This window comes from Pseudomonas sp. MPDS, from assembly GCF_013283895.1.
Classification (GTDB): domain Bacteria; phylum Pseudomonadota; class Gammaproteobacteria; order Pseudomonadales; family Pseudomonadaceae; genus Aquipseudomonas; species Aquipseudomonas rhizophila.
In genome coordinates this window covers 3,581,772-3,602,005 of sequence record NZ_CP054128.1, presented here as the reverse complement: position 1 = coordinate 3,602,005, position 20,234 = coordinate 3,581,772, and the positions used below count along the sequence as shown (strand labels likewise).

15 protein-coding genes and 1 tRNA gene are annotated in these 20,234 nt (G+C 60.3%); 3 read left to right on the top strand and 13 right to left on the bottom strand.

What is annotated here, in order from left to right:
- Nucleotides 1-2: 2 nt before the first annotated feature.
- The 3 genes from HQ912_RS15810 to HQ912_RS15800 all read right to left on the bottom strand — a co-directional run bounded on the left by HQ912_RS15810 (nt 3) and on the right by HQ912_RS15800 (nt 1,682).
- On the bottom strand, nt 3-986 hold the full coding sequence (locus HQ912_RS15810; protein ID WP_173407007.1) for an LLM class oxidoreductase: 984 nt from the start codon (nt 984-986) through the stop codon (nt 3-5).
- Nucleotides 987-1,223: 237 nt separating this feature from the next.
- Nucleotides 1,224-1,328, bottom strand: a complete 105-nt coding sequence (locus HQ912_RS27835; protein ID WP_260990092.1) for a hypothetical protein — start codon at nt 1,326-1,328, stop codon at nt 1,224-1,226.
- Between the two features lie 266 nt (nt 1,329-1,594).
- Nucleotides 1,595-1,682: transfer RNA gene (locus HQ912_RS15800), tRNA-Ser, on the bottom strand.
- Nucleotides 1,683-1,806: 124 nt separating this feature from the next.
- Here HQ912_RS15800 and HQ912_RS15795 point away from each other — a divergent pair.
- Both HQ912_RS15795 and HQ912_RS15790 read left to right on the top strand, forming a co-directional pair.
- A complete protein-coding gene (locus tag HQ912_RS15795; protein WP_039588756.1) occupies nt 1,807-2,478 on the top strand; it encodes a Bax inhibitor-1/YccA family protein in 672 nt (223 codons plus the stop codon).
- 403 nt (nt 2,479-2,881) lie between these two features.
- On the top strand, nt 2,882-4,225 hold the full coding sequence (locus HQ912_RS15790; RefSeq protein WP_173407006.1) for a hypothetical protein: 1,344 nt from the start codon (nt 2,882-2,884) through the stop codon (nt 4,223-4,225).
- A gap of 41 nt (nt 4,226-4,266) precedes the next feature.
- Here HQ912_RS15790 and HQ912_RS15785 read toward each other — a convergent pair whose 3' ends face one another.
- The gene (locus HQ912_RS15785) at nt 4,267-4,704 is read right to left on the bottom strand and encodes an Lrp/AsnC family transcriptional regulator (RefSeq protein ID WP_076385016.1); all 438 of its coding nucleotides are present in this window, start codon (nt 4,702-4,704) and stop codon (nt 4,267-4,269) included.
- Nucleotides 4,705-4,838: 134 nt separating this feature from the next.
- On the opposite strand from HQ912_RS15785, the gene HQ912_RS15780 reads away from it, so the two are divergent.
- The gene (locus HQ912_RS15780) at nt 4,839-5,732 is read left to right on the top strand and encodes a DMT family transporter (protein ID WP_173407005.1); all 894 of its coding nucleotides are present in this window, start codon (nt 4,839-4,841) and stop codon (nt 5,730-5,732) included.
- A gap of 18 nt (nt 5,733-5,750) precedes the next feature.
- Here the strand turns inward: HQ912_RS15780 and HQ912_RS15775 are convergent, their stop codons facing one another.
- The 9 genes from HQ912_RS15775 to treZ form a co-directional block, all read right to left on the bottom strand.
- Nucleotides 5,751-7,376: an NADP-dependent glyceraldehyde-3-phosphate dehydrogenase gene (locus HQ912_RS15775; RefSeq protein WP_047226581.1), complete on the bottom strand. Its 1,626-nt coding sequence runs from the start codon at nt 7,374-7,376 to the stop codon at nt 5,751-5,753.
- Between the two features lie 221 nt (nt 7,377-7,597).
- Nucleotides 7,598-8,512 (bottom strand): autotransporter outer membrane beta-barrel domain-containing protein, encoded by a 915-nt coding sequence (locus tag HQ912_RS15770; RefSeq protein WP_160892616.1) that lies wholly within the window; start codon nt 8,510-8,512, stop codon nt 7,598-7,600.
- 347 nt (nt 8,513-8,859) lie between these two features.
- On the bottom strand, nt 8,860-9,660 hold the full coding sequence (locus HQ912_RS15765; protein WP_047226579.1) for an endonuclease/exonuclease/phosphatase family protein: 801 nt from the start codon (nt 9,658-9,660) through the stop codon (nt 8,860-8,862).
- Between the two features lie 182 nt (nt 9,661-9,842).
- Entirely contained in the window at nt 9,843-10,607 is a 765-nt protein-coding gene (locus tag HQ912_RS15760; RefSeq protein ID WP_047226578.1) for a PIG-L deacetylase family protein, read from the bottom strand.
- Between the two features lie 249 nt (nt 10,608-10,856).
- Nucleotides 10,857-13,016, bottom strand: coding sequence for a glycogen debranching protein GlgX (gene glgX / locus HQ912_RS15755; protein ID WP_047226577.1), 2,160 nt, complete (start codon nt 13,014-13,016; stop codon nt 10,857-10,859).
- 209 nt (nt 13,017-13,225) lie between these two features.
- Nucleotides 13,226-13,552 (bottom strand): DUF2934 domain-containing protein, encoded by a 327-nt coding sequence (locus tag HQ912_RS15750; protein WP_107322529.1) that lies wholly within the window; start codon nt 13,550-13,552, stop codon nt 13,226-13,228.
- Nucleotides 13,553-13,572: 20 nt separating this feature from the next.
- Nucleotides 13,573-16,359, bottom strand: coding sequence for a malto-oligosyltrehalose synthase (locus HQ912_RS15745; protein ID WP_173407004.1), 2,787 nt, complete (start codon nt 16,357-16,359; stop codon nt 13,573-13,575).
- Nucleotides 16,356-18,434 carry a 4-alpha-glucanotransferase gene (gene malQ / locus HQ912_RS15740; protein ID WP_173407003.1) on the bottom strand — a complete coding sequence of 693 codons (2,079 nt, stop codon included), beginning with the start codon at nt 18,432-18,434 and terminating at the stop codon, nt 16,356-16,358. The genes HQ912_RS15745 and malQ overlap by 4 nt, the downstream gene beginning before the upstream one ends.
- Nucleotides 18,431-20,233 (bottom strand): malto-oligosyltrehalose trehalohydrolase, encoded by a 1,803-nt coding sequence (gene treZ / locus HQ912_RS15735; protein ID WP_173407002.1) that lies wholly within the window; start codon nt 20,231-20,233, stop codon nt 18,431-18,433. Before treZ ends, malQ begins: the two co-directional genes overlap by 4 nt.
- Between the last annotated feature and the right edge of the window lies 1 nt (nt 20,234).

Below are 20,234 nucleotides of genomic sequence, written 5' to 3'. Positions count from 1 at the left end.
TATCAATTCGCTTCGGGACGCGGCTGTACTCCGAATTGCGGAACGATGTGAGTACCCAGTTCCTCAATGACTTCCTCAGCAGGGCGCTTTCCATATTTGAGATTCAGGATAACGTGGTCCACTCCGATTTCCTCAAGCGACTCCAGCAAATACCGGAGATGGTCGCGTCCAAGTCTGAACCCCAAATGAATGCGAGAGGGCTGCGTGGACGGGGTCTCATCGAGGTCGATGTAAAGCGACTGAGTGAAGGGCTTATAGACGGGACCACATTGCTTCATGACCTCCAGCCGCCAATCTTCCACGATCAGTCGCTGCATGTTCGGTATGCGTGGATAGTTGATCCATCCGGTACTTTCGCGCGCGATCCAATCCAGTGACTGGCGGCTATTGCCGGTCACGAGCATTGGAATGACTTGGGTGGTGGGTTTCGGAATGAGGTCTGCGCCCCGCATCTCGCCACCGCTCCAGCGGATGGGTTCAAAGCTGGTGCTGTGGGCTTGGCGAATCACCTCGTAGTGCTCTCGAAAGATTTCTGCGCGCCTTTCGGGATCGACGCCAAAAGCTGAAAACTCCACCGGGCGATCGCCGGAAGCTACCCCCAGGATCAAGCGACCGGTGCTCAACTGATCGACGCTGGCTGACGCCTTGGCCGTGTGCAGAGGATGATGTAAAGGGATGGCAATGGATGCGGTGCCAAGCGCTATCTCCGACGTATGAGCGGCCATATAGCCCAGGTAAACCCAGGGGTCGAAGACTTGGCCGACATCGCCGAAACCAGGGTCCCGAAGGGGCACGTCGCGAAACCAGAGCGCGCAGAAGCCCAGCGCCTCTGCTCGTTTGGCCAATGCGACCTGGTTGAGCATGCTCGGAGTGTCCCCATCGAAGGCCTCCAAAGGAAAGAACAATCCCAAGCTCAAATGGCCCGGAGTGAAGGTTCGGCTGAACCCTCTATGCTGCTGATAAGGAATCGTGCTCGGCCGATACATACTCATCTTCCTCAATGGGAGAACGTGAACAGCGCCCCCATTTCCAGAGGTGCTGCGGCATCGGCCGCTTGGGAGCGACAGGTGGGGTAGTGCGTGTAGCCTTCTCGTTGCGCCGTATATGCTGGTCGGGTCGACCGACTTGAGAGGCCAGTTGTTGGCGATACGCGTGGGCAGGTCCGGACTTGGCGATGAGCGGACGGTCGAAGGAAATCAGATCGCTCCAGTCCGGTCCATTATCTAAACAAGGGTATGGGGATCATTCAACAAGCGTAGGCGGTTTTGCAGTGAACCACCATATTTGTTGTCACGACGATTGGCATGGGCGCAGATGAACGGGGTCAAGAGAAAGCCGTTCGTGCAGTGCAGTTCGACACCGCCTCGATCCCGGCATTTGCAATCCAGTTCATGCTTTTGGCTTGAACGCCCCAAGGTGGCTCATTCTTCAAATTTTGGTCGAGCTATTTGGTTTGGCCGGGAAAGTGATATCGCAGGGGTGGGGTTGCGAACATAACTGAAAGATGCGGAAACGACCTGGAGATGGCCCAACAGAAACTGCGAACCCAAGAAACGACAAAGCCCTGATTAATCAGGGCTTTGTCGTATAAAGATGGCGGAGGCGATGGGATTCGAACTCATGGACCTGTTACAGTCGACGGTTTTCAAGACCGTTGCCTTAAACCACTCGGCCACACCTCCGTATTGCGTTGCGGGCGCCATAATACCCGAATGAAACACACTGTCAAACTCTCTACGTAGCTTGTTACAGAGCGTCTGTTATCATCCTTGCCACTGAATGTTTCAAAACCGGAGGAGTGTCGCCATGCGCGAACAGGATTACGCAGTGAACAACAGCGTGCAGGCTGAGCAGCTAGAGGTTAGCCGCGTCCTGCGCAACACTTATGGCCTGCTGGCACTCACGCTCGCTTTCAGCGGTGTGATGGCCTTCGTTGCACAACAGATGCGCGTCGGCTACCCGAACATCTTCGTGGTGCTGATCGGTTTCTACGGCCTTTTCTTCCTCACCAACAAGCTCCGCGATTCGGCCTGGGGCCTGGTTTCGGCCTTCGCCCTGACCGGCTTCATGGGCTTTCTGCTCGGCCCGATCCTCAACCGTTACCTGGGAATGCAGGGTGGCGCCGAAGTGGTCAGCTCGGCATTCGCCATGACCGCGCTGGTGTTCGGTGGTCTGTCGGCCTACGTGCTGATCTCCCGCAAGGACATGAGCTTCCTGAGCGGTTTCATCACCGCAGGCTTCTTCGTGTTGCTCGGTGCGGTAGTTGCCAGCTTCTTCTTCCAGATCAGCGGCCTGCAACTGGCAATCAGCGCCGGCTTCGTGCTGTTCTCGTCGGTCTGCATCCTGTATCAGACCAGCGCCATCATCCACGGCGGCGAGCGCAACTACATCATGGCGACCATCAGCCTGTATGTATCGATCTACAACCTGTTCGTCAGCCTGTTGCAGCTGTTCGGCCTGATGGGTCGCGACGACTGATTGCATGCGTGATATGGAAAGCCCGCTTCGGCGGGCTTTTTTTCGTCCTCGATTTTTCGTTATGGCCAATTGCCCGCAAAAAAGCCGAATCATGATGGCGCCTTTGAATAATTGATCTACAACTATGACAAGGGATTGCATTGCCAGGGGCGGCATGAGGTAAACCGGTCAACCACCGCGCGAAATCTTCGCCACGTTCCCCCCCAATATCGTTCGCATTCGGCTATCCGAGCCAGGTCTGATTGCGCCCGTTTTTCAGGCGCCAAGGAGGTGTACGCACGTCACTGAGCGTTAACCGTGAGCCGGCGGGGGCAACGCGCCCTGGCCCAATAACAAAGGAAGCCCTGCGCATCAATCAGGAGATCGATGATTTGGCAGGCGTTGCCCCTATAAGGAGATACCGATGATTAAGTCCCACGCAAAGATCCTTGTACTCATGACCTTGGCCGGCGGGTCGTCCATGGCCAATGCCGGCACCTTCCCTGATTTCGGCTTCGCCCCTCCCAAGAGTGAATATTCCGGCCCTGCGTTCCAGCTCAGCCAGAACTATCCCACCACTGCCCCTGGCGCCGCGTCGATGCCAGCGTTCTTCAAGATTCTGCCAACAACACGCAGCAATGATTTTGAAACCTGGCGAGCCTATATGGAGGGCGTCAAGCAATACTGTCTGGAGGGCAACGCCGAGACCAACTGGAATGTGCAGAAAAACACCGTCCGCCAGTGGTACCACATGCCCTGGCAGCATTACGGGCCGAGCGGGCGTGAAGGCATCCACGGGCTGACTCGAGAGGCGCCGATTCAGCCTAAACAGCTCGCTCACACACAGTTGGAGTCCGGTCAGACTTATGCGGTGGGGATCTATAACGATATCGGTGCCTTTACCATCGGCCAGGTCTGGAAAGATCCGCAGAACCCTGACCCGAGCTTCACTTCAAAGCCCAAGAGCTTCCCCAACGGCACCGTGGTGTGTAAGGCGTTGTATGCCGACATCGATGTCAATTCGGTGCCGTCGTTGGCCAATCCCTTGCTGCTGGATGCCTACACCGCCGTCACGTTTACATCCACTGATCGCGTCGTGAAAAAAGTCGCATTGATCCAGATGGACATTGCCGTGCGTGACTCGCGTGTCAGCGAGACCGGATGGCTCTTCGGGACCTTTCAGTACAATGGCATCGATAAAAGCAAAGGCGACTGGGAAAACCTGGTGCCTGTCGGAATCATGTGGGGTAACGACCCTGAAGTGACCAGCAGCGAGTTCACCAATCCGACCCCGACAGAAACCAAAATCAACCCTGCGTTGAAGCAGACCGCAATCAATGCCAATACCAAAGAACTGCCGCCGACCCACCTGGGTTGGAACGGACGCCTCAATGGGCCGGTGGACAACCCGCAGGCTTCATGCCTGAGCTGTCACATGACCGCTGAATACCAGCAGCTGGCGATCATGAACCCGACTTTCCAGGCCAACCCACCAGTGCCGGGTACTGAAGAGTGGATGAAATGGTTCCAGAACATCCCCGCCGGCCAACCCTTTACGCCGGGCACCCAAAGCACGGACTACAGCCTGCAATTGTCCGCGGCCTTGGCCAACTTCTATGACTGGAAATGTAACCACAGTGGCGTCTATGCCGATGGCAAGAATGCTTGTGAAAAAATCGTGCCGCTAAAATTGATGAAAGCAAGCAATGCGCCTCAGGATGAGGTGCAAAAAGTGCAGCGCAGTCCTGAGCTGGAAGACCTCGAGTAACATAAATCCCGGCCTCGGATGACACCGAGGCCGGGTCAGGTTCATGCCATGGGTGGCAGTCGCCGCTTGACCGGAGTCTTCTTGACGATGGCGGTGTTGGTTTCTGCCAGAACATTGAGCTTGTCCAGCAACGTGTCCAGTTGCTCCATCGAACGCACATGCAGCCGAGCGATGAAGCAGTCATCGCCGGTGACCTTGTCACATTCGGTAAATTCAGCGATGGCCTGGATCTGCCGTTCCACTTCCTGCAACTGCCCCGGTAACGGGCGAATACGCACAATCGCCTGGAGCTGGTAGCCGAAGCACTTGGGGTCCACTTCAACGGTGTACGCCCTGAGCACGCCACGCTCTTCGAGCCTTCGAAGGCGCTCGGCGACGCTGGGGGAAGACAGGCCGCTCACGTTTGCCAGGGCCTTGAGGGAACGCCTGGAGTCTTCCATCAGCGCGCTGATGAGGATCTGGTCGATGTCGTCAGTCATTTTTCACTCCGTTAGGCCAATGCTCGAAGTTGCCTTGATAAAAAAGGTCGAAAGCCAGTTTAGCCTTTCTCGTGCCATGGAGGAGCGCCCCTTTGGCTCGGCATACTGTGCCCACTTGCTGAAGGAGCCTGAAGATGGACAAGACCTTACGTCGCGGTTCGCTGGAAATGACCGCCGCCATGTTGATTTCCGGAACCATCGGCTGGTTCGTGCTGGTTTCCGGTGTGCCGGTGCTGGACGTGGTGTTCTGGCGCTGCGTGTTCGGTGCTGCGACCTTGCTGCTGATTTGCGCCGGTTTCGGATTCTTGCGTCCGGGTCTCCTGACGCGTACCACCTTCTTGCTGGCGGTGCTCAGTGGCGTGGCGATCGTGGGCAACTGGGTGCTGCTGTTTGCTTCGTACTCCCGCGCGTCGATTGCCATCGGTACGGCGGTGTACAACGTTCAGCCGTTCATGCTGGTGGGATTGGCGGCGTTGTTGCTGGGGGAAAAAATCACCGCCCAAAAGCTGTTCTGGCTGGCGGTGTCGTTTCTCGGCATGTTGGCCATCGTCAGCGCCCACGGTGAGCAAGGGCAGGGTGGCGGCGACTATCTGACGGGTATCGCCCTGGCGTTGGGCGCTGCCTTGCTGTACGCCATTGCGGCGTTGATCATCAAGCATCTGACCGGGACACCGCCGCACTTGATCGCGCTGATTCAGGTCAGCACCGGTGTGTTGCTGTTGGCACCCTGGGCGAACTTTTCAGCGTTGCCGCAGCAGCCCGAGGCCTGGGCTAGCCTGGTAACCCTGGGCATGGTTCATACCGGCGTGATGTACGTGTTGTTATACAGCGCGATTCAACGGCTACCCACCGCAGTGACCGGCGCGTTGTCGTTCATCTATCCGATCGCGGCGATTTTCGTCGACTGGTTCGCCTTCGGTCATCGCCTCGAGTTGCTGCAGTGGCTGGGTGTGGTAGCGATCCTGCTGGCGGCAGCCGGCATGCAGCAGGGCTGGGGCATCAAGGTGCGCCGTCCAGCCCTGCCATAACCCATCGTTCGGCGCGGGTCAGAAGATGTAGTCGGTGGTTAGGAAGTTAGAGTCCCGCCCGCGGATGATGTCGCTGATCAGCGCCTTGTTGCTGTCCTGGAACTTGGTCGCCACCAACGTGCGGATCGAAAAGGTGCGCAGCGCATCGTGGACCGACAACGTGCCCTCGGCCGAGTTTTTCCGGCCGTTGAATGGGAACGTGTCCGGGCCACGCTGACATTGGGCGTTGATGTTGATGCGTCCGACCTGGTTGGCGAAGATGTCCACCAGTTTGCCGACTTCGGCCGGGTTGTTGCCGAAGATGCTCAACTGTTGGCCGAAATCGGACTCGAGCACGTAATCGACCACGGTATTGAGGTCGCGGTACGGCACGATGGGGACGACCGGGCCGAACTGTTCTTCGTGGTAGACCCGCATTGCAGTGTTCACCGGATAGAGCACGGCCGGATAGAAGAACGAACCGCGGGATTCGCCACCGTGTTCATTCGTCACCTGCGCACCTTTGGCGGCGGCATCGGCCACCAGCGCCTGCAGATAATCGACCTTGCCCGCTTCGGGCAGCGGTGTCAGTGCCACGCCATCTTCCCACGGCATGCCAGGTTTCAGGGCAGCCAGCCCGGCGTTGAACTTCTCGATGAATGCCGGTGCCAGGTCTTCGTGGACAAACAGGATCTTCAATGCGGTGCAGCGCTGGCCATTGAAAGACAGCGAGCCGGTCAGCGCCTCGCTGACGGCGTTGTCCAGATCCACATCCGGCAGCACCAGGCCCGGGTTCTTTGCGTCCAGGCCCAGGGCGGCACGCAAACGGTGCGGGCGCGGATGGAGTTTTTTCAGATCGCTTGCAGCCTTGTTGGTGCCGATGAAGGCAAAGATGTCGATCTTGCCGCTGGCCATCAGCGCGCTGACGGTTTCCCGGCCACTGCCGTAGATCACATTGATCACACCGGCCGGGAAGCTGTCGCGAAATGCTTCCAGCAGCGGCCGCACCAGCAGTACGCCGAGCTTGGCCGGCTTGAACACCACGGTATTGCCCATGATCAATGCCGGAATCAACGTGGTGAAGGTTTCGTTCAGCGGATAGTTGTAGGGGCCCATGCACAAGGCCACGCCCAGCGGCACGCGGCGGATCTGCCCGAGCGTATCCTGTTCCAGCTCGAAACGGCTGGAGCGGCGGTCCAGTTCCTTGAGGGCGTTGATGGTGTCAACGATGTAATCGCAGGTGCGGTCGAATTCTTTTTGGGAGTCCTTGAGGTTCTTGCCGATTTCCCACATCAGCAACTTGACCACCGCCTCGCGTTGTTCGCGCATGCGCGCCAGGAACGCCTCCACATGGCGGATGCGTTCTGCAACGCGCATCGTTGGCCACTGGCCCTGGCCGCGGTCATACGCGCGGACGGCCGCGTCCAGGGCGGTGAGCGCGGTCTGTGCATCCAGCAGCGGCGTGCTGCCCAGTATCACTTGTTCGTCCCCCTGCGGGCCTGCCAGGTACACCGGGCTGCGAACAACTGCCAGCGGCCCTTGCCAGGTTTGCAGCACGCCATCGATCAGGTATTCGCGCTGCTCGATCTGTCCCTCGAGGCGGTAGGCCTGCGGAATATCGGCAGCGCTGGGAAACAGGTTGGCGAAGAGGTTGGCTTGGGTCATGTCGTTACTCCATCAATGAAATGAGCCATGGGCTGACGGCTTTCAGGCGTAAATCGCTTTTAGGGTTATACGCCCAAATGGCGGTGCGTTTTAAGTGCCGGGGGGCGAGGGACAGGATTTTATCGGCGTCAGGCAGGTGTGGAGGCGGGCAGGCTGGACTCATTGTCGGTTGGCATGGCGAGTCGCCAACACATGGCTGCGACCCGCCCTGAAGCGCTGGTTTACCAACGCATCCGTACCCCCAGGCTGCCGATCAGCCCGTTGAGGTCGTTGTCGTCGACGTCGCTGCTGTAGTCAGCGCTGATGTAGAGGCTCACCACCGGTGTAACCCGCGCCACCAACCCCAGCCCTACCTCGACGGTGGAAGATTTGCGGCTGCTGCTGATCTTGTCGACTTTGTCCAGGGTCAAGGTGTCGGCACTCTGGACCGTGTGCCAAAGGTTGGTGCGCACGTAGGGTTCCACGCCCAGGCCGTTGACCTGATACGTCCCTTTGAGGCGTGCCCCGACGCGCCCGCTCCAGGTGCTCAGTTCGTTGCCGGAGCCGTTCTCGGCATTGGGGTTGTCAAGGGTGATGCGCTGGTTGATCAGTTGCGCCTGGGGTTCAACCACCCAATGGTCGCTGATACCGATGGGAAAACCGCCTTCGACCGACAACGTGACGGCATTGCCTTCAGCGGCCTGACGCTGGCCTTGCTCGGTGCGGCTGTAACCGTTGACGCGCCCGCCGCTGGCACTCAGATCCACATGCCAGCCTGCCGGACCGGTCAGGCTCCAGTACGCGCCCAGATGGGTGCCTTGCAGGTTCAGTGCTTCTTTGCCGGGCTCGGCCATGGCCGGAGTCACCAGCGTGCCATTGACGCGGGTGATGACCTGGTTCTGTCCACTGATCAGGCCCACGCGTTGGGTATGGCCGCTGTCGTTTCGCAAGGTGAAGAGGGCGGGACTCTTGCTGGAGGTGGGGTCAGTGTCAGTGGAGGCGGCGCCCTGGCTGTCGGACTGTGTTCGGTCATACCAGGGTTGCGACGTCTGCTCGGCGGGCCAGGCCCATACCTCCATGGACGAACACAGTAACAACGAAGTCGAGATTGTGTAGAAAGTGGTAGTGATCTCTTGTGGACGGAGGGAAGTTTTCATGGGGGCCTGCCTTGCAATCGCATGCGTTTCTCGCTTATGGCGTCTCTCCTACCCCGAACGAGGGGCGACCGAATGGATTGAGGCAAACCTCGGGCCGTCCGCTGTAGCGGGGTTCCGAGGCTTGCCCCTGACTGTATTTCCGGGGGTAGTACGTTGTAGTCAAGAAGACCGGTGCCGTCGCGTCAAGAAAATGAACGATGAATGGCAAACTGAAATCAGCGCCAATAAATAACTGATTTTTTTCGGTTATCTAGATCGGTGAATTGACGTCAATCAACCGTTTCAACCCCTCTGGTTCATCGACTCACCATTTGATTCGTACGCCGGGTGTCGCGCAGTGTTTGGCCTCACAAATGCACTTCCACGCAAAGCGGCAGGTGATCGCTCAGGTGTGTCCAGGGTTTGCTGCCCAGGATTTGCGGGGCATGGCTGGTGGCGTTGCGCAGGTAAATGCGGTCCAGACGCAGCAGGGGGAAACGCGCCGGGTAGGTCCTCGCCGGACGACCGTGGTGGTGCTCGAAGGCTTCGTGCAGGTATTGGCGACGAGCGAGGGCGGTATTGCCGCGCAACTGCCAATCGTTGAAATCACCGGCGATGATCACCGGGGCGTCTTCGGGCAACGAATCCAGCAATTGGCAGAGCAATTTGAGCTGCAACTGGCGATGGCTTTCCAGAAGGCTCAGGTGCACGCAGATTCCGTGGACCTCGGCATGACCGGGTACGTCCAGCACGCAATGCAGCAGTCCGCGCCGCTCGGGACCGGTGATGGAAACGTCGAGGTTACGAAACTCGCGGATCGGGTATTTGGACAGCAAGGCATTGCCATGATGGCCATCGGGATACACCGCGTTACGACCGTAGGCAAAATCGCTCCACATGCTGTCGGCGAGGAACTCGTACTGGGACATTGGCGGCCAGTTCTCGTAGCGCGAAGCGTGGCGGTCGTGTTCCCCCAGCACTTCCTGCAGGAACACCAGGTCGGCACCGGTGCTGCGTACCGCTTCACGCAGCTCGGGCAGGATGAAACGACGGTTGAGGGCGGTAAAACCCTTGTGGGTATTGACCGTCAGAACCCGTAGCCGATGGACCGCTGCGGGCGTGTCCAAAGGCGTTGATTCGGCGGCTTGCCGGTTGGGATCGCCAGTCACGTTCACTCCTGAATCAGACGTACCTGTTCATGCGACTTATGGTGGCTGCCGCAGTTCCGGATTTTTCCCCGTTGCCAGGTCAATCACGTCACCCGCTGAGCCACCGTTATCGTGAGCAGGCTCGCTCCCACAGGGTAGGGGGCATCGCTTTTGTGACATCCCTCACACTGGATTGGCGGTGGTCAGATGAACACAATTTCATAGGGCAACCCCATGCGATCAAGAATGACCCGTGGCACCAACGGTGCGATGCCGCTGGCGGGCTCGCCGTTGAGCTGGCTGGCGTAGGCATGCATGGCGTGCCGTTTGCGGGCGGTGGTCCAGATATCCAGGCGCAGCTTGCGGGCCCGGTGCCAAGGGATCTTGTTTTGCTCACGGACCGGCCAGTGCCAGGCCCACACCGGCAGCTCAATGAACACTGCCTCGATGCTTTCGGCGGCCAGGGCCCCGGCGCGGCCAACGGCATCATGGTCGCTGTCACCATCCTTGCGCCAGGTACTGAACACAACGTCGCCCGGCTTCAAGTACCGAGCGATGAAAGCGCTCAGTTGAGCCTCATGGTCGGCGAGGGTTTTTTCCGGGAAACCACCGCGCACCCACTGCATGCCACGGGCCGGTACCCCCAGGCGATGCAGGGCGTCCACGCTTTCCTGGGGATGGGGGCGGTAGGCATGCTGGCGCTCATCGGTCCACAGTGGTGAGCCGGGATGGCTGATGCTGCCGTCGGTGACCGAGATCAGCAAGATGGGATGACCCAGATTGCTCAGCAACTGGAGCAGACCGCCACAGGCACCGACCTCATCACCCGGATGCGGAGCAAGGATGACGGCGCGTGCGCCAGCGGGAATGAGGGTCTGGGTACTGATGATGGGAATGTCGGCCAGCTGGGGGGCGCTGTTCCATATTTGCGGATGCTGTCGACCTGGCAAGCGAGAAGCGAGTTTCATGAGAGACGTCCCTGTTTGTATTCAATCTTTCAGCCATGCACCGGACCGATTGCCCGGTGGTGCCCACCAGGGCCTGACTGCGAGCGGCGATGTTCCGATCCTGGAATCTACCGCTCGCCAAGTATTGATCATGTTGGGCGATTCGTCGCGCCCCATGTTGTTGCGAATGCTGTTTTTCTGCGCGGGGACTTGAGCGGGTGAACAAACCGCGTCCCTGCGGTTGTGTTTTTTCACCCGTTTATCGAAGGTTTATTCCTCCTCCTCACGTTGCAACTCGAACAACAACAGCGAGCGGCCGGTGACGGAGTATTCGTAGTCAAAATCGAAACGCTCCTGGCCACGCACCTTCGGCTGGTTAGTGTCGACCATGCATGTCCAGAAACTGCCTTCGGGCACTTCCGGCAGGCGGAAGTTGACGATGTCGTGATGGGCATTGACCACCAGAAGCAGGGTCGCGTTGCCACCCTTGCGACGAATACCGGTTTCCTGGGCGCGCCCGTCCATCAGCATGCCCAGGCACCGACCGTGGCCGTCGTGCCATTGCTCGGTGGTCATCTCGCTGCCATCGGGGGCCAGCCAGGTGACATCCTTGACGCCCAGGTCTTCGTTGTAATTGCCCACCAGGAACCGCCCGCGCCGCAGGATCGGGTAGGTCAGGCGCAGTTTGATCAGGCGCTTGACGAACTTGAGCAGCGCCTCGCCATCCTCACTGAGGTCCCAATTGACCCAGCCGATTTCGCTGTCCTGGCAATAGGCATTGTTGTTGCCGTGCTGGGTCCGAGCGAACTCATCGCCAGCGACGATCATCGGCGTGCCCTGGGCCAGCAGCAAGGTCGCAAAGAAGTTGCGCATCTGCCGCTGACGCAGTTCATTGATCTCAGGATCGTCTGTCGGGCCTTCGACGCCATGGTTCCAGGACAGGTTGTTGTTGCTGCCGTCCTGATTGTTTTCGTCGTTGGCTTCATTGTGTTTGTCGTTGTACGACACTAGGTCGTGCAGGGTAAAACCGTCATGGGCGGTTACGAAGTTCACCGAGGCGTATGGACGACGACCGCGCTGGTTGAACATCTCGCCGGAGGCCGTCATGCGGCTGGCAAAGTCGGCGAGTTGGCCGTCGTCGCCTTTCCAGAATGCGCGCACCGTGTCGCGGAATTTGTCGTTCCACTCCACCCAGCCTGGCGGGAACCCACCCACCTGATAACCACCAGGGCCGCAATCCCACGGCTCGGCGATCATTTTCACCTGGCGCAACACTGGGTCCTGGCGACAGGCGACGAGGAAACTGTGGCGCTCGTCGAAGCCATCGTGGTATCGACCCAGAATAGTCGCCAGGTCGAAACGGAAGCCGTCGACGTGCATTTCCGTGGCCCAGTAGCGCAGGGAGTCGGTGACCATCTGCAGCACGCACGGGTGACTCAGGTCCAGGGTGTTGCCGGTGCCGGAATCGTTGATGTAGTAGCGTTTGTCATCCGGCATCAGCCGGTAGTACGAGGCATTGTCGATGCCGCGCATGGACAGGGTAGGGCCTTGCTCGTTGCCTTCAGCGGTGTGGTTGTAGACCACGTCGAGGATGACTTCCAGGTTGGCCTCGTGCAGGTGCGCAACCATCTCCTTGAATTCGGCGATTTTGCCGCTGGCCAGGTAACGCGGGTCCGGGGCGAAGAAGGCAATGCTGTTGTAGCCCCAGTAGTTGGTCATGCCCTTGTGCAGCAGGTGCTGGTCATTGACGAACGCGTGGACGGGCAGCAGCTCCACCGATGAAACACCCAGCTTGCGGATGTGCTCGAGCACATCGTCCACCATCAATCCGGCGAAGGTGCCTCGCAGGTTTTCCGGTACCGAGGGGTGACGCATGCTGATACCGCGAACATGGGTTTCATACAGGATGGTCTTGTCCCACGGCACACTGACACGCTGGTCGTTGCCCCAGGTGTGGGCCGGGTCGATGACTTTGCATTTGGGTACGAAGGGCGCGCTGTCGCGTTCATCGAAACTCAGGTCGCCGTCCGGGTGGCCGATGGTGTAGCCAAACAGTGCCTCGGACCACTTCAGCTCGCCGACCAATTGCTTGGCGTAGGGGTCGATCAGCAGTTTGTTGGGGTTGAAGCGGTGGCCATTCTCCGGGTCGTAAGCGCCATAGACCCGGTAGCCATAGATCATCCCCGGATGGGCGTCAGGCAGATAGCCGTGGTAAATCTCGTCGGTGTACTCCGGCAGCTCGATACGCTCGAGCTCGACTTCGCCGGTATCATCGAAAATGCACAGTTCAACCTTGGTGGCGTTCGCTGAGAACAGCGCGAAATTGACCCCCAGGCCATCCCACGTCGCACCCAGCGGGAAAGGCAGCCCTTCACGAATCCGCGAAGCCTCGATAACGGGCGGCGGCGTAGTGTTTTTTGGATGGGTCATAGTTGCTCCTGCAAAAGACAGACAGATACGGCAATGCTGTTCACTTAAAATCTATTCTTTTCACTGTGGCGAGGCAGCTTGCTCCCGCTGTGCCGCCTAGCGGCACCATTGATGGACACCGCGCATCCAGGCGTCGGCCTGGTGTGGCGTCAGCACGCGCCCTTGTCAGCACGGGGGCGCATGCCCTTGAGGCGGATGTCAGGTATGGATCAGTTAGCCGGCGGCTTGCGCGGCGCTCGTGGCTTTTTCTCCACAGGTTTTTCCGCCGCGGTGCTGACAGCGGCAGGTTTGGCTGCAGGCTTGGCCTTGGGCGTAGTGCTTTTCGTGGCAGGCTTGGCTGCGGTGCTCTTGGTCGCGGCAGGCTTGCTCGCCGCTGGTTTACCGGCGGCCTTGGCGGGTTTGCTCGGTGCCAGGGCTTCGGCCTCGGCAAGTTTGCGAGCCATCTCCCAGTGGCGTTTTTCCTGCCCGGCAGGCTTACCCTCGGATTCCCAGATCTGATAGGCGAATTCACGAATGCGTTTATCGTCGGTACTCATCGCAGTGCTCCTGACTGAACTCAAGATTGGATAAAGACATTGACCGGGAAATCCCCCAGCGCGTCGCTGACCATCAGCTCCCTTTGGGGTGTGACTGCCGCGCTGGAAAAAAGTCCCTTCAGTTTTTCATCCCCACGGGCAAACGGTAGTGATACGCGGGTGTCGCCCCAGTCCGATGCAGCCACCAGCGGCACGGCACCGTTTTCCAGCAGGCGAGCTGCATGGATCGGTACCACTATGATTGCCCGTTGTTGCTCATGCTCACGCATAAAGGCCAGGACCCGTTCGGCCTGCGCGCCAACCACTTGCAATGGCTGATAGCGGCCTTGCTGGAACAGCTGCAAGTGTTCGGTGCGTACGGCCAGTGTCCTGGCGATCAACGCTTGCTTGACCCTGCCATCGCGCCAAGTGCTTACCAGTTGCGCTGGGGTGCCTGGTGTTTGCATTGCCTCGCGGCGCGCCAGGAAATCCACCGGGCGGCGGTTGTCCGGATCCACCAGGCTGAAATCCCAGAACTCATTACCCTGGTACAGGTCCGGTACACCAGGCACAGTCATGCGCAGCAAGGTTTGCGCCAAACTGTTGAGGGCGCCCGCCGGGGCGATGACCTGGACCGCTTCGGCGAGGGCGTTGCGCAGAGGCAGCCCCTCATCACCGAGCAACAGCCGCTCCAGGAACAGTTGGGTCGCCTGCTCATAAGCGTCGTTGACGGCCGACCAACTGCTTTGCAACTTGGCTTCGCGCAAAGCCTTGCGTTGCCATTGCCACATGCGCTCGTTGTAGTCGGCCAGTGCCGTGTGGTCGTGCACATCCAGGTCTAGCGGCCAACTTCCCAGTAGCGCCTGGTACAGAATTAGTTCATCACCGGCTGAAGGAGCGGCGGGGTCGCTGTGCAGCGATGGCGCAAGAATGCGCCACTGGTCCACGCACGCCATGTACCAATCAGCTCGTTCGCTGATGACCGCCAGCCGCGCCCTGGTGTCTTCGCCGCGCTTATGGTCATGGGTGGCGGTGGTCATCAGGTTGTCAGGGAAATGCTCCAGCCGTTCGAGGCAGGCGTCATGAAACGCTTGCGGCGGGGCGCTGAACCGTTCGGTGTTGTAGCCCACGTCATTGCGCGACAGCAGTACTGCCGAACGATAAAGCGCCGTGTCTTCCACGGCCTTGGCGGCGGCTGGCGAGGTCAGTTGCTGGAAGCGCACGCAAGCATGGCGCAGCCGTTTGCGCTGACCACCCCGTGGGCGATCCCGCCAGGGCATCCCGCCGAGCCAGTCGGCCAGGTAGTCGAGCACCGGCCAGTCGGCTTCGCTGAGGGTCTGTCGGGCGTCTTCCAGGGCCTGACGAAAAAACACATCGTCTTCGTTGGAGCGGCCGAGCGGGTTGATGTAGGTGCGGTACACCGGGAAGTGCACGATCAGTTCCTGCAACGCGCGGCGAATGGCGCCGAGGGTCAGGTCACGGGTCATCACGTCGTCCCGCGCGACTTGCAACAGGGCCTGGGCGACGCTTTCGAAGTCTCCGGCCAGGGAACCATTGAGAATCTGTTGACGGGCCAGACGCGCTTCTTCGATGAAGTGCGCCGGTCGCTCGCTGTGGCGACTCCAGAACTCGGCAAGGGGTTCGGCACCGGCCGGGTCATGCTGCAGCAACGAGATCTGGTTCATGAACTCGTAACCGGTACTGCCGTCGATGTTCCAGTCCCGACGCAGGCTCTCGCCATCGCCGAGGATTTTCTCAATGAAAATGGGCAGGTGCCGCGAGGGCGAGAGCGAATCAAGACGCCTGCGCAATTTGCGGCAGTAGCCGCGAGGATCGGCAAGACCGTCGATGTGGTCGATCCGCAAGCCGTCCACCAATCCTTCGGATATCAATTCGAAAATTTTGGCGTGGGTGGCTTCGAACACCGCGGGGCGCTCGACCCGCAGGCCACCCAGCTCATTGACGTCGAAAAAGCGCCGCCAGTTGATGTCGTCCGCCGCCGTGCGCCAACTGGCGAGCCGGTAGCTCTGGCGCTCCAGCAATTGATGCAGACGCTCGAACCCCTCGGGTTGCCGGGAGTCGTAGGCGCGCAAGTTCTCTTCGATGGTGGCCTGGATACCTGGCTGGCTGGCCAGCTCTTGCAATTGCTGCTGCAGCGGTCGGGCCAGGGTATGGGCGTCGGTCTGGTAGTTCAGCGTGGTAAAACGCTCGGCCAACGCCTTGAGGGATTCGGCCTGTTCGGATGGCAGCGTTTCGGCAGGTTTGAGTAATTCGCCGTACTGCATGGGGCAGATAGGGAAGTGATGCTCGTAATGCTCGGCCAGGAAGCTGCCTTGTGTGGCATCGAAGCGTAACTTCAGGGTGCCTTCCTGCAAGGCCACTCCGTAGTCGCTGCCTAAAAACGGCAGCAACAGTTGGCCCTCCATCAAGGGGTCGGGAGAATGCCACTGGATATCGAAAAACTCGCCGAAGGGGCTCAAACGTCCCCATTCCAGCAGGTCCTGCCACCAGGGATTGTCATTGCCGCCGACGGCCATGTGGTTGGACACGACATCGAGAATCAACCCCATCCGGTGCTCACGCAGGCTGGCGACCAGGCGTCGAAGCGCCGCTTCGCCGCCCAGTTCCGGGTTCACCTGGGTCGGATCGACCACATCGTAGCCATGCATGGAGCCGGCGCGGGCTTTGAGCAGTGGCGAGGCGTAAATATGGCTGATGCCCAACGATGCGAAGTACGGCACCTGGGGGATGGCATCGTCCAAGGTGAAGCCTTTATGAAATTGCAGGCGAAGGGTCGCCCGCAATGGTTGGATCAACGTCTGATTCATCGGTCACGCTCGTTCGCCTGAAGCCTTGCACAGGCGAGGATTTCCAGACGCCGGGCGGCGCCCGGGTCATCCAGCAGCACCTGGCTGTCACACGCCAGGCGACGCCGCCAGTTGGGGTGGGTATCGGTGGTGCCAGGCAGATTGGCCTGCTCGTCGATGCCCAGGGCGTCTTCGAGCGGCAGCAACACCAGCGGCGCACGGGTATGGCCGAGAAAACGCACACTGGCGTCGAGGATCTCGTCGGTATCCAGGTGTTCTTCACGAAAGTTCTGCGGGTCCTGATTCAACACATTGCTCAGGCCTTCGCGTTCACGCTCGCGGTGTTTGCGCCAGTCCATCTCGGTGTGGGAGTCGATCAGGTCCAACCGGGCGTTCCAGTCGATATCATGACCGTGCCACCAGCCATTGAGGGTCGGCAAGTCATGGGTACTGGTCGTGGCCAGGGCATTGTCCGGCCAGTCGAGGATGGGTTTGAAGTGGGTGTTGTCCTGTTCGAACAACAGCACGCGCATGCCCAGGATCGACCGGGCGCTGAGCTTCTCGCGAAGCCCCTCGGGCACGGTGCCGAGGTCTTCGCCCAGGACGATGGCTTGATGGCGATGGGATTCAAGGGCCAGCAGACGCAGCAGGTCGTCCACCGGATAATAAAGGTAGGCGCCATCGCTGGGCGGGGCGTCGTTGGGGATCACCCACAGGCGCTGCAAGCCCATCACATGATCGATGCGCAAGCCGCCGGCGTGGGCGAAGTTGGCCCGTAGCATCTCAATGAACGCGCGAAAACCATTGCGTACCAACCCCTCTGGCGAGAATGCCGAGATGCCCCAGCCTTGGCCGGAGCGGTTGAGGATGTCCGGCGGTGCGCCCACGGTCAACGAGGCGAGCAGTTCATCCTGCCGACTCCAGGCCTGGCTGCCTCCACCATCGGCGCCTACTGCCAGGTCAGCGATCAGGCCAATGCCCATGCCGCTGGATTTAGCCGCGCTCTGGACGCGCTCCAGGCACCGGGTAATCAGCCACTGGCAAAACGCGTAGAAGCCGATTTCGTCGGCGTTCTCCTCGGCAAAATGCGCCAGCGTCGAACTACGCGGGTTGCGCCATTCTTCGGGCCAATGGCGCCAGTCCAGGCTCTCTCCCCGAGCCGCACGTTCGGCCTGCAGGGCTTCGAAGCGGCAATGATTCTCCAGGGGTTCGCCGCTGCTGTGGCGGAAACTGCTGAAATCCTCATGCAATGGATGCTCGCCCTGGCTGAAGCCGTCGTACAGGGCGCGCAGGACTTTCTGCTTGGCCTGGGCCGCCACGGGCCAATCCACCAGCGGTTGTTCTTCCAGATTGCGCAGTTGGTTGGTCAAACCAGTGGCGTCAATGGCCGCGCGCAGCGCGCGTTCGCCGAGAACGGTGCCCGGCGCGGCATAGAGACTGTTGAGGAAGAGCCGGCTGGACGGTGAATAGGGGCTGTAACGGCCGGTGTCGCTGCTGAACATCGCGTGCATCGGGCTGATCGCCAGGGCGTCGGCACCGCGCTCGCCGGCGACCCGTACCAACTCCTCCAGGGCCTGGGTGTCACCGAAACCTCCGTCGCCGGGGCGGCGCAGCGCATATAACTGCGCGCTCAGGCCCCAGGCGCGGGGCGTCGGATTATCCACCGCATCGGCCACGCTATAGCAATGTGCTGGCGCGACCGCCAGGGTGAAATGCTGGTCCTGGATGCTGACGTGCTGGTAACCCACCGGGACCATCCCCGGCAACCTGGCGTCGGCGTCGAGTTTCAGGTTCAGTGTGGCACCATCCTCGAGCTGGATTTCGCAGGGCGTGGCGGCTTCGAAGTAGCGGCTCAGATCCACGCTGGCGCCGACATCGGCGGTGATCAGCGGTGGCAATTGATGATTCTGTTGGTCCTGCTGCAATTGCAGCAGACTGGCGTCGATTTCCTGGGCGGTCCCGGCTGGATGGCCCAGACCGATGAGGACTGAACGCAAGACGGCGGGCGAGACTTTCTGCGCCCGGCCGTTGGCGTCGATCCAGTCCACCGCCAGGCCCGCTCGGCCGGCGAGAATTTCCAGTTGCGCATCGCTCATAGGCGCTCTCCAGTGATGTTGGGCAAGTTTGCCGCGTGCGTCAGACTGACCAGCGCGCTGTAGGGCGCCAGGGCCCCTTGCTGCAACAGACCCATGGCGTGCTGCGGATGTTCGAAAAGAATCTCGGCCTCTTCTTGAGCGGTATGCTTGACCGGCTGATCGCTGAGGTTCAGGTCAATGCGCAACACGCTGCCGTCGCCCATGCGCCAGCGTGCGCTGACTGCGCCATGGCCCAGCACTTCGGCGTCCAAGGCCTGGGCTCCGGGCAAGCGCGGGACGATCGCTTCACGGCGGATTTTCAGCAGTTGTCGATAGAGTGTTTCACTGGCTAGTTGCTCAGCGTGCTGCGCCTCCAGCTCAGGCCTCGACACCTCGAAGGTATCAGCCGCGTTAGGGTCCGGGATGCGTTCACGCTTTTCGGGATCGGCAAAGGCACTGAACGCCTTGAACTCGTTGCGCCGACCTTCACGAACCAGCTCCGCCAGCTCGCCGTGATGGCTGGTGAAAAACAGGAAGGGTTGCCGGGCGGCTACTTCATCGCCCATGAACAGAAGCGGAATCATCGGCGACAACAGCAACAAGACCGTCGCCGCTTGCAGGGCCTGAGGCGGGGCCAGTTGGTGCAGGCGTTCACCCAGAGCCCGGTTGCCGATCTGGTCGTGATTCTGCAGAAACAGCACGAAGGCGCTGGGGGGCAGGTGTCCGCTGGGTTCGCCCCGGGGCTCGCCGTGGCGGTTGATATGGCCCTGGAAGACAAAGCCCTGGCTGAGGCAGCGTGCCAATTGTTCCGTCGGCTCTTGGGCATAGTCAGCATAATAGGCGTCGGTTTCGCCGGTCAGCAGCACGTGCAGGGCGTTGTGCCCGTCATCGTTCCACTGGGCGTCATAGCCGTGCTCCAGCAGGCCGGCCTGGTTGTGTTCGTTCTCCACGGTCAACCAGACATGCCGAACCGGATCTACCTGTTCGCGCACCCTGGCGGCCAGTTCCTGGAGAAAATCCGGATCTTCGATCGCATGTACGGCGTCCAGGCGCAGGCCGTCGAAACGGTATTCCAGCAACCACATCAGCGCATTGTCGATAAAGAAGTCCCGCACCTCGCGGCGCCGGAAGTCAATTGCCGCGCCCCAGGGGGTGTGCTTGTCTTCGCGGAAAAAACCTTTTGCGTAACGGTGCAGATAATTGCCGTCGGGGCCGAAATGGTTGTAGACCACGTCCACAATCACCGCCAGCCCGTGGCCGTGGGCGCTGTCGATCAAGTGCTTGAGCTGTTCCGGCGTGCCGTAGGAGGCCTGGGGAGCGTAGGGCAGGACGCCGTCGTAGCCCCAGTTACGGTCACCGGGAAACTGCGACAGCGGCATCAGTTCGATGGCGGTTACCCCTAATCCAGCCAGGCGCGCCAGGTGCTGTTCGACGCCTTGGAAACCACCGAGGGCGCCGACGTGCAACTCATAGATCACAGCTTCATGCCAGGGGCGCCCGGACCATTGGGTATGGCGCCATCGGTAAGCATGAGGGTCGACCACCACGCTGTGGCGGTCAATGTCACCGGCCTGGGCGCGGGACGCCGGGTCGGGAACCTCCAGTTCGCCGTCGATGTTGTAGCGATAACGAGTGCCGGCGGGGCAACGGGTCTGGATCATGAACCAGCCATCGGCCTGGGGCAGTAGCGGTATTGAATCTCCAGTGTCGAGCTCGACACTCACAAAAAAAGCATCCGGGGCCCAGAGGGCGAAGCGGGTGTGCTCGGCATCGAGCATGACCGCGCCATGGGTCCAGGTTTCAGGCGTCCTTGACGGCATT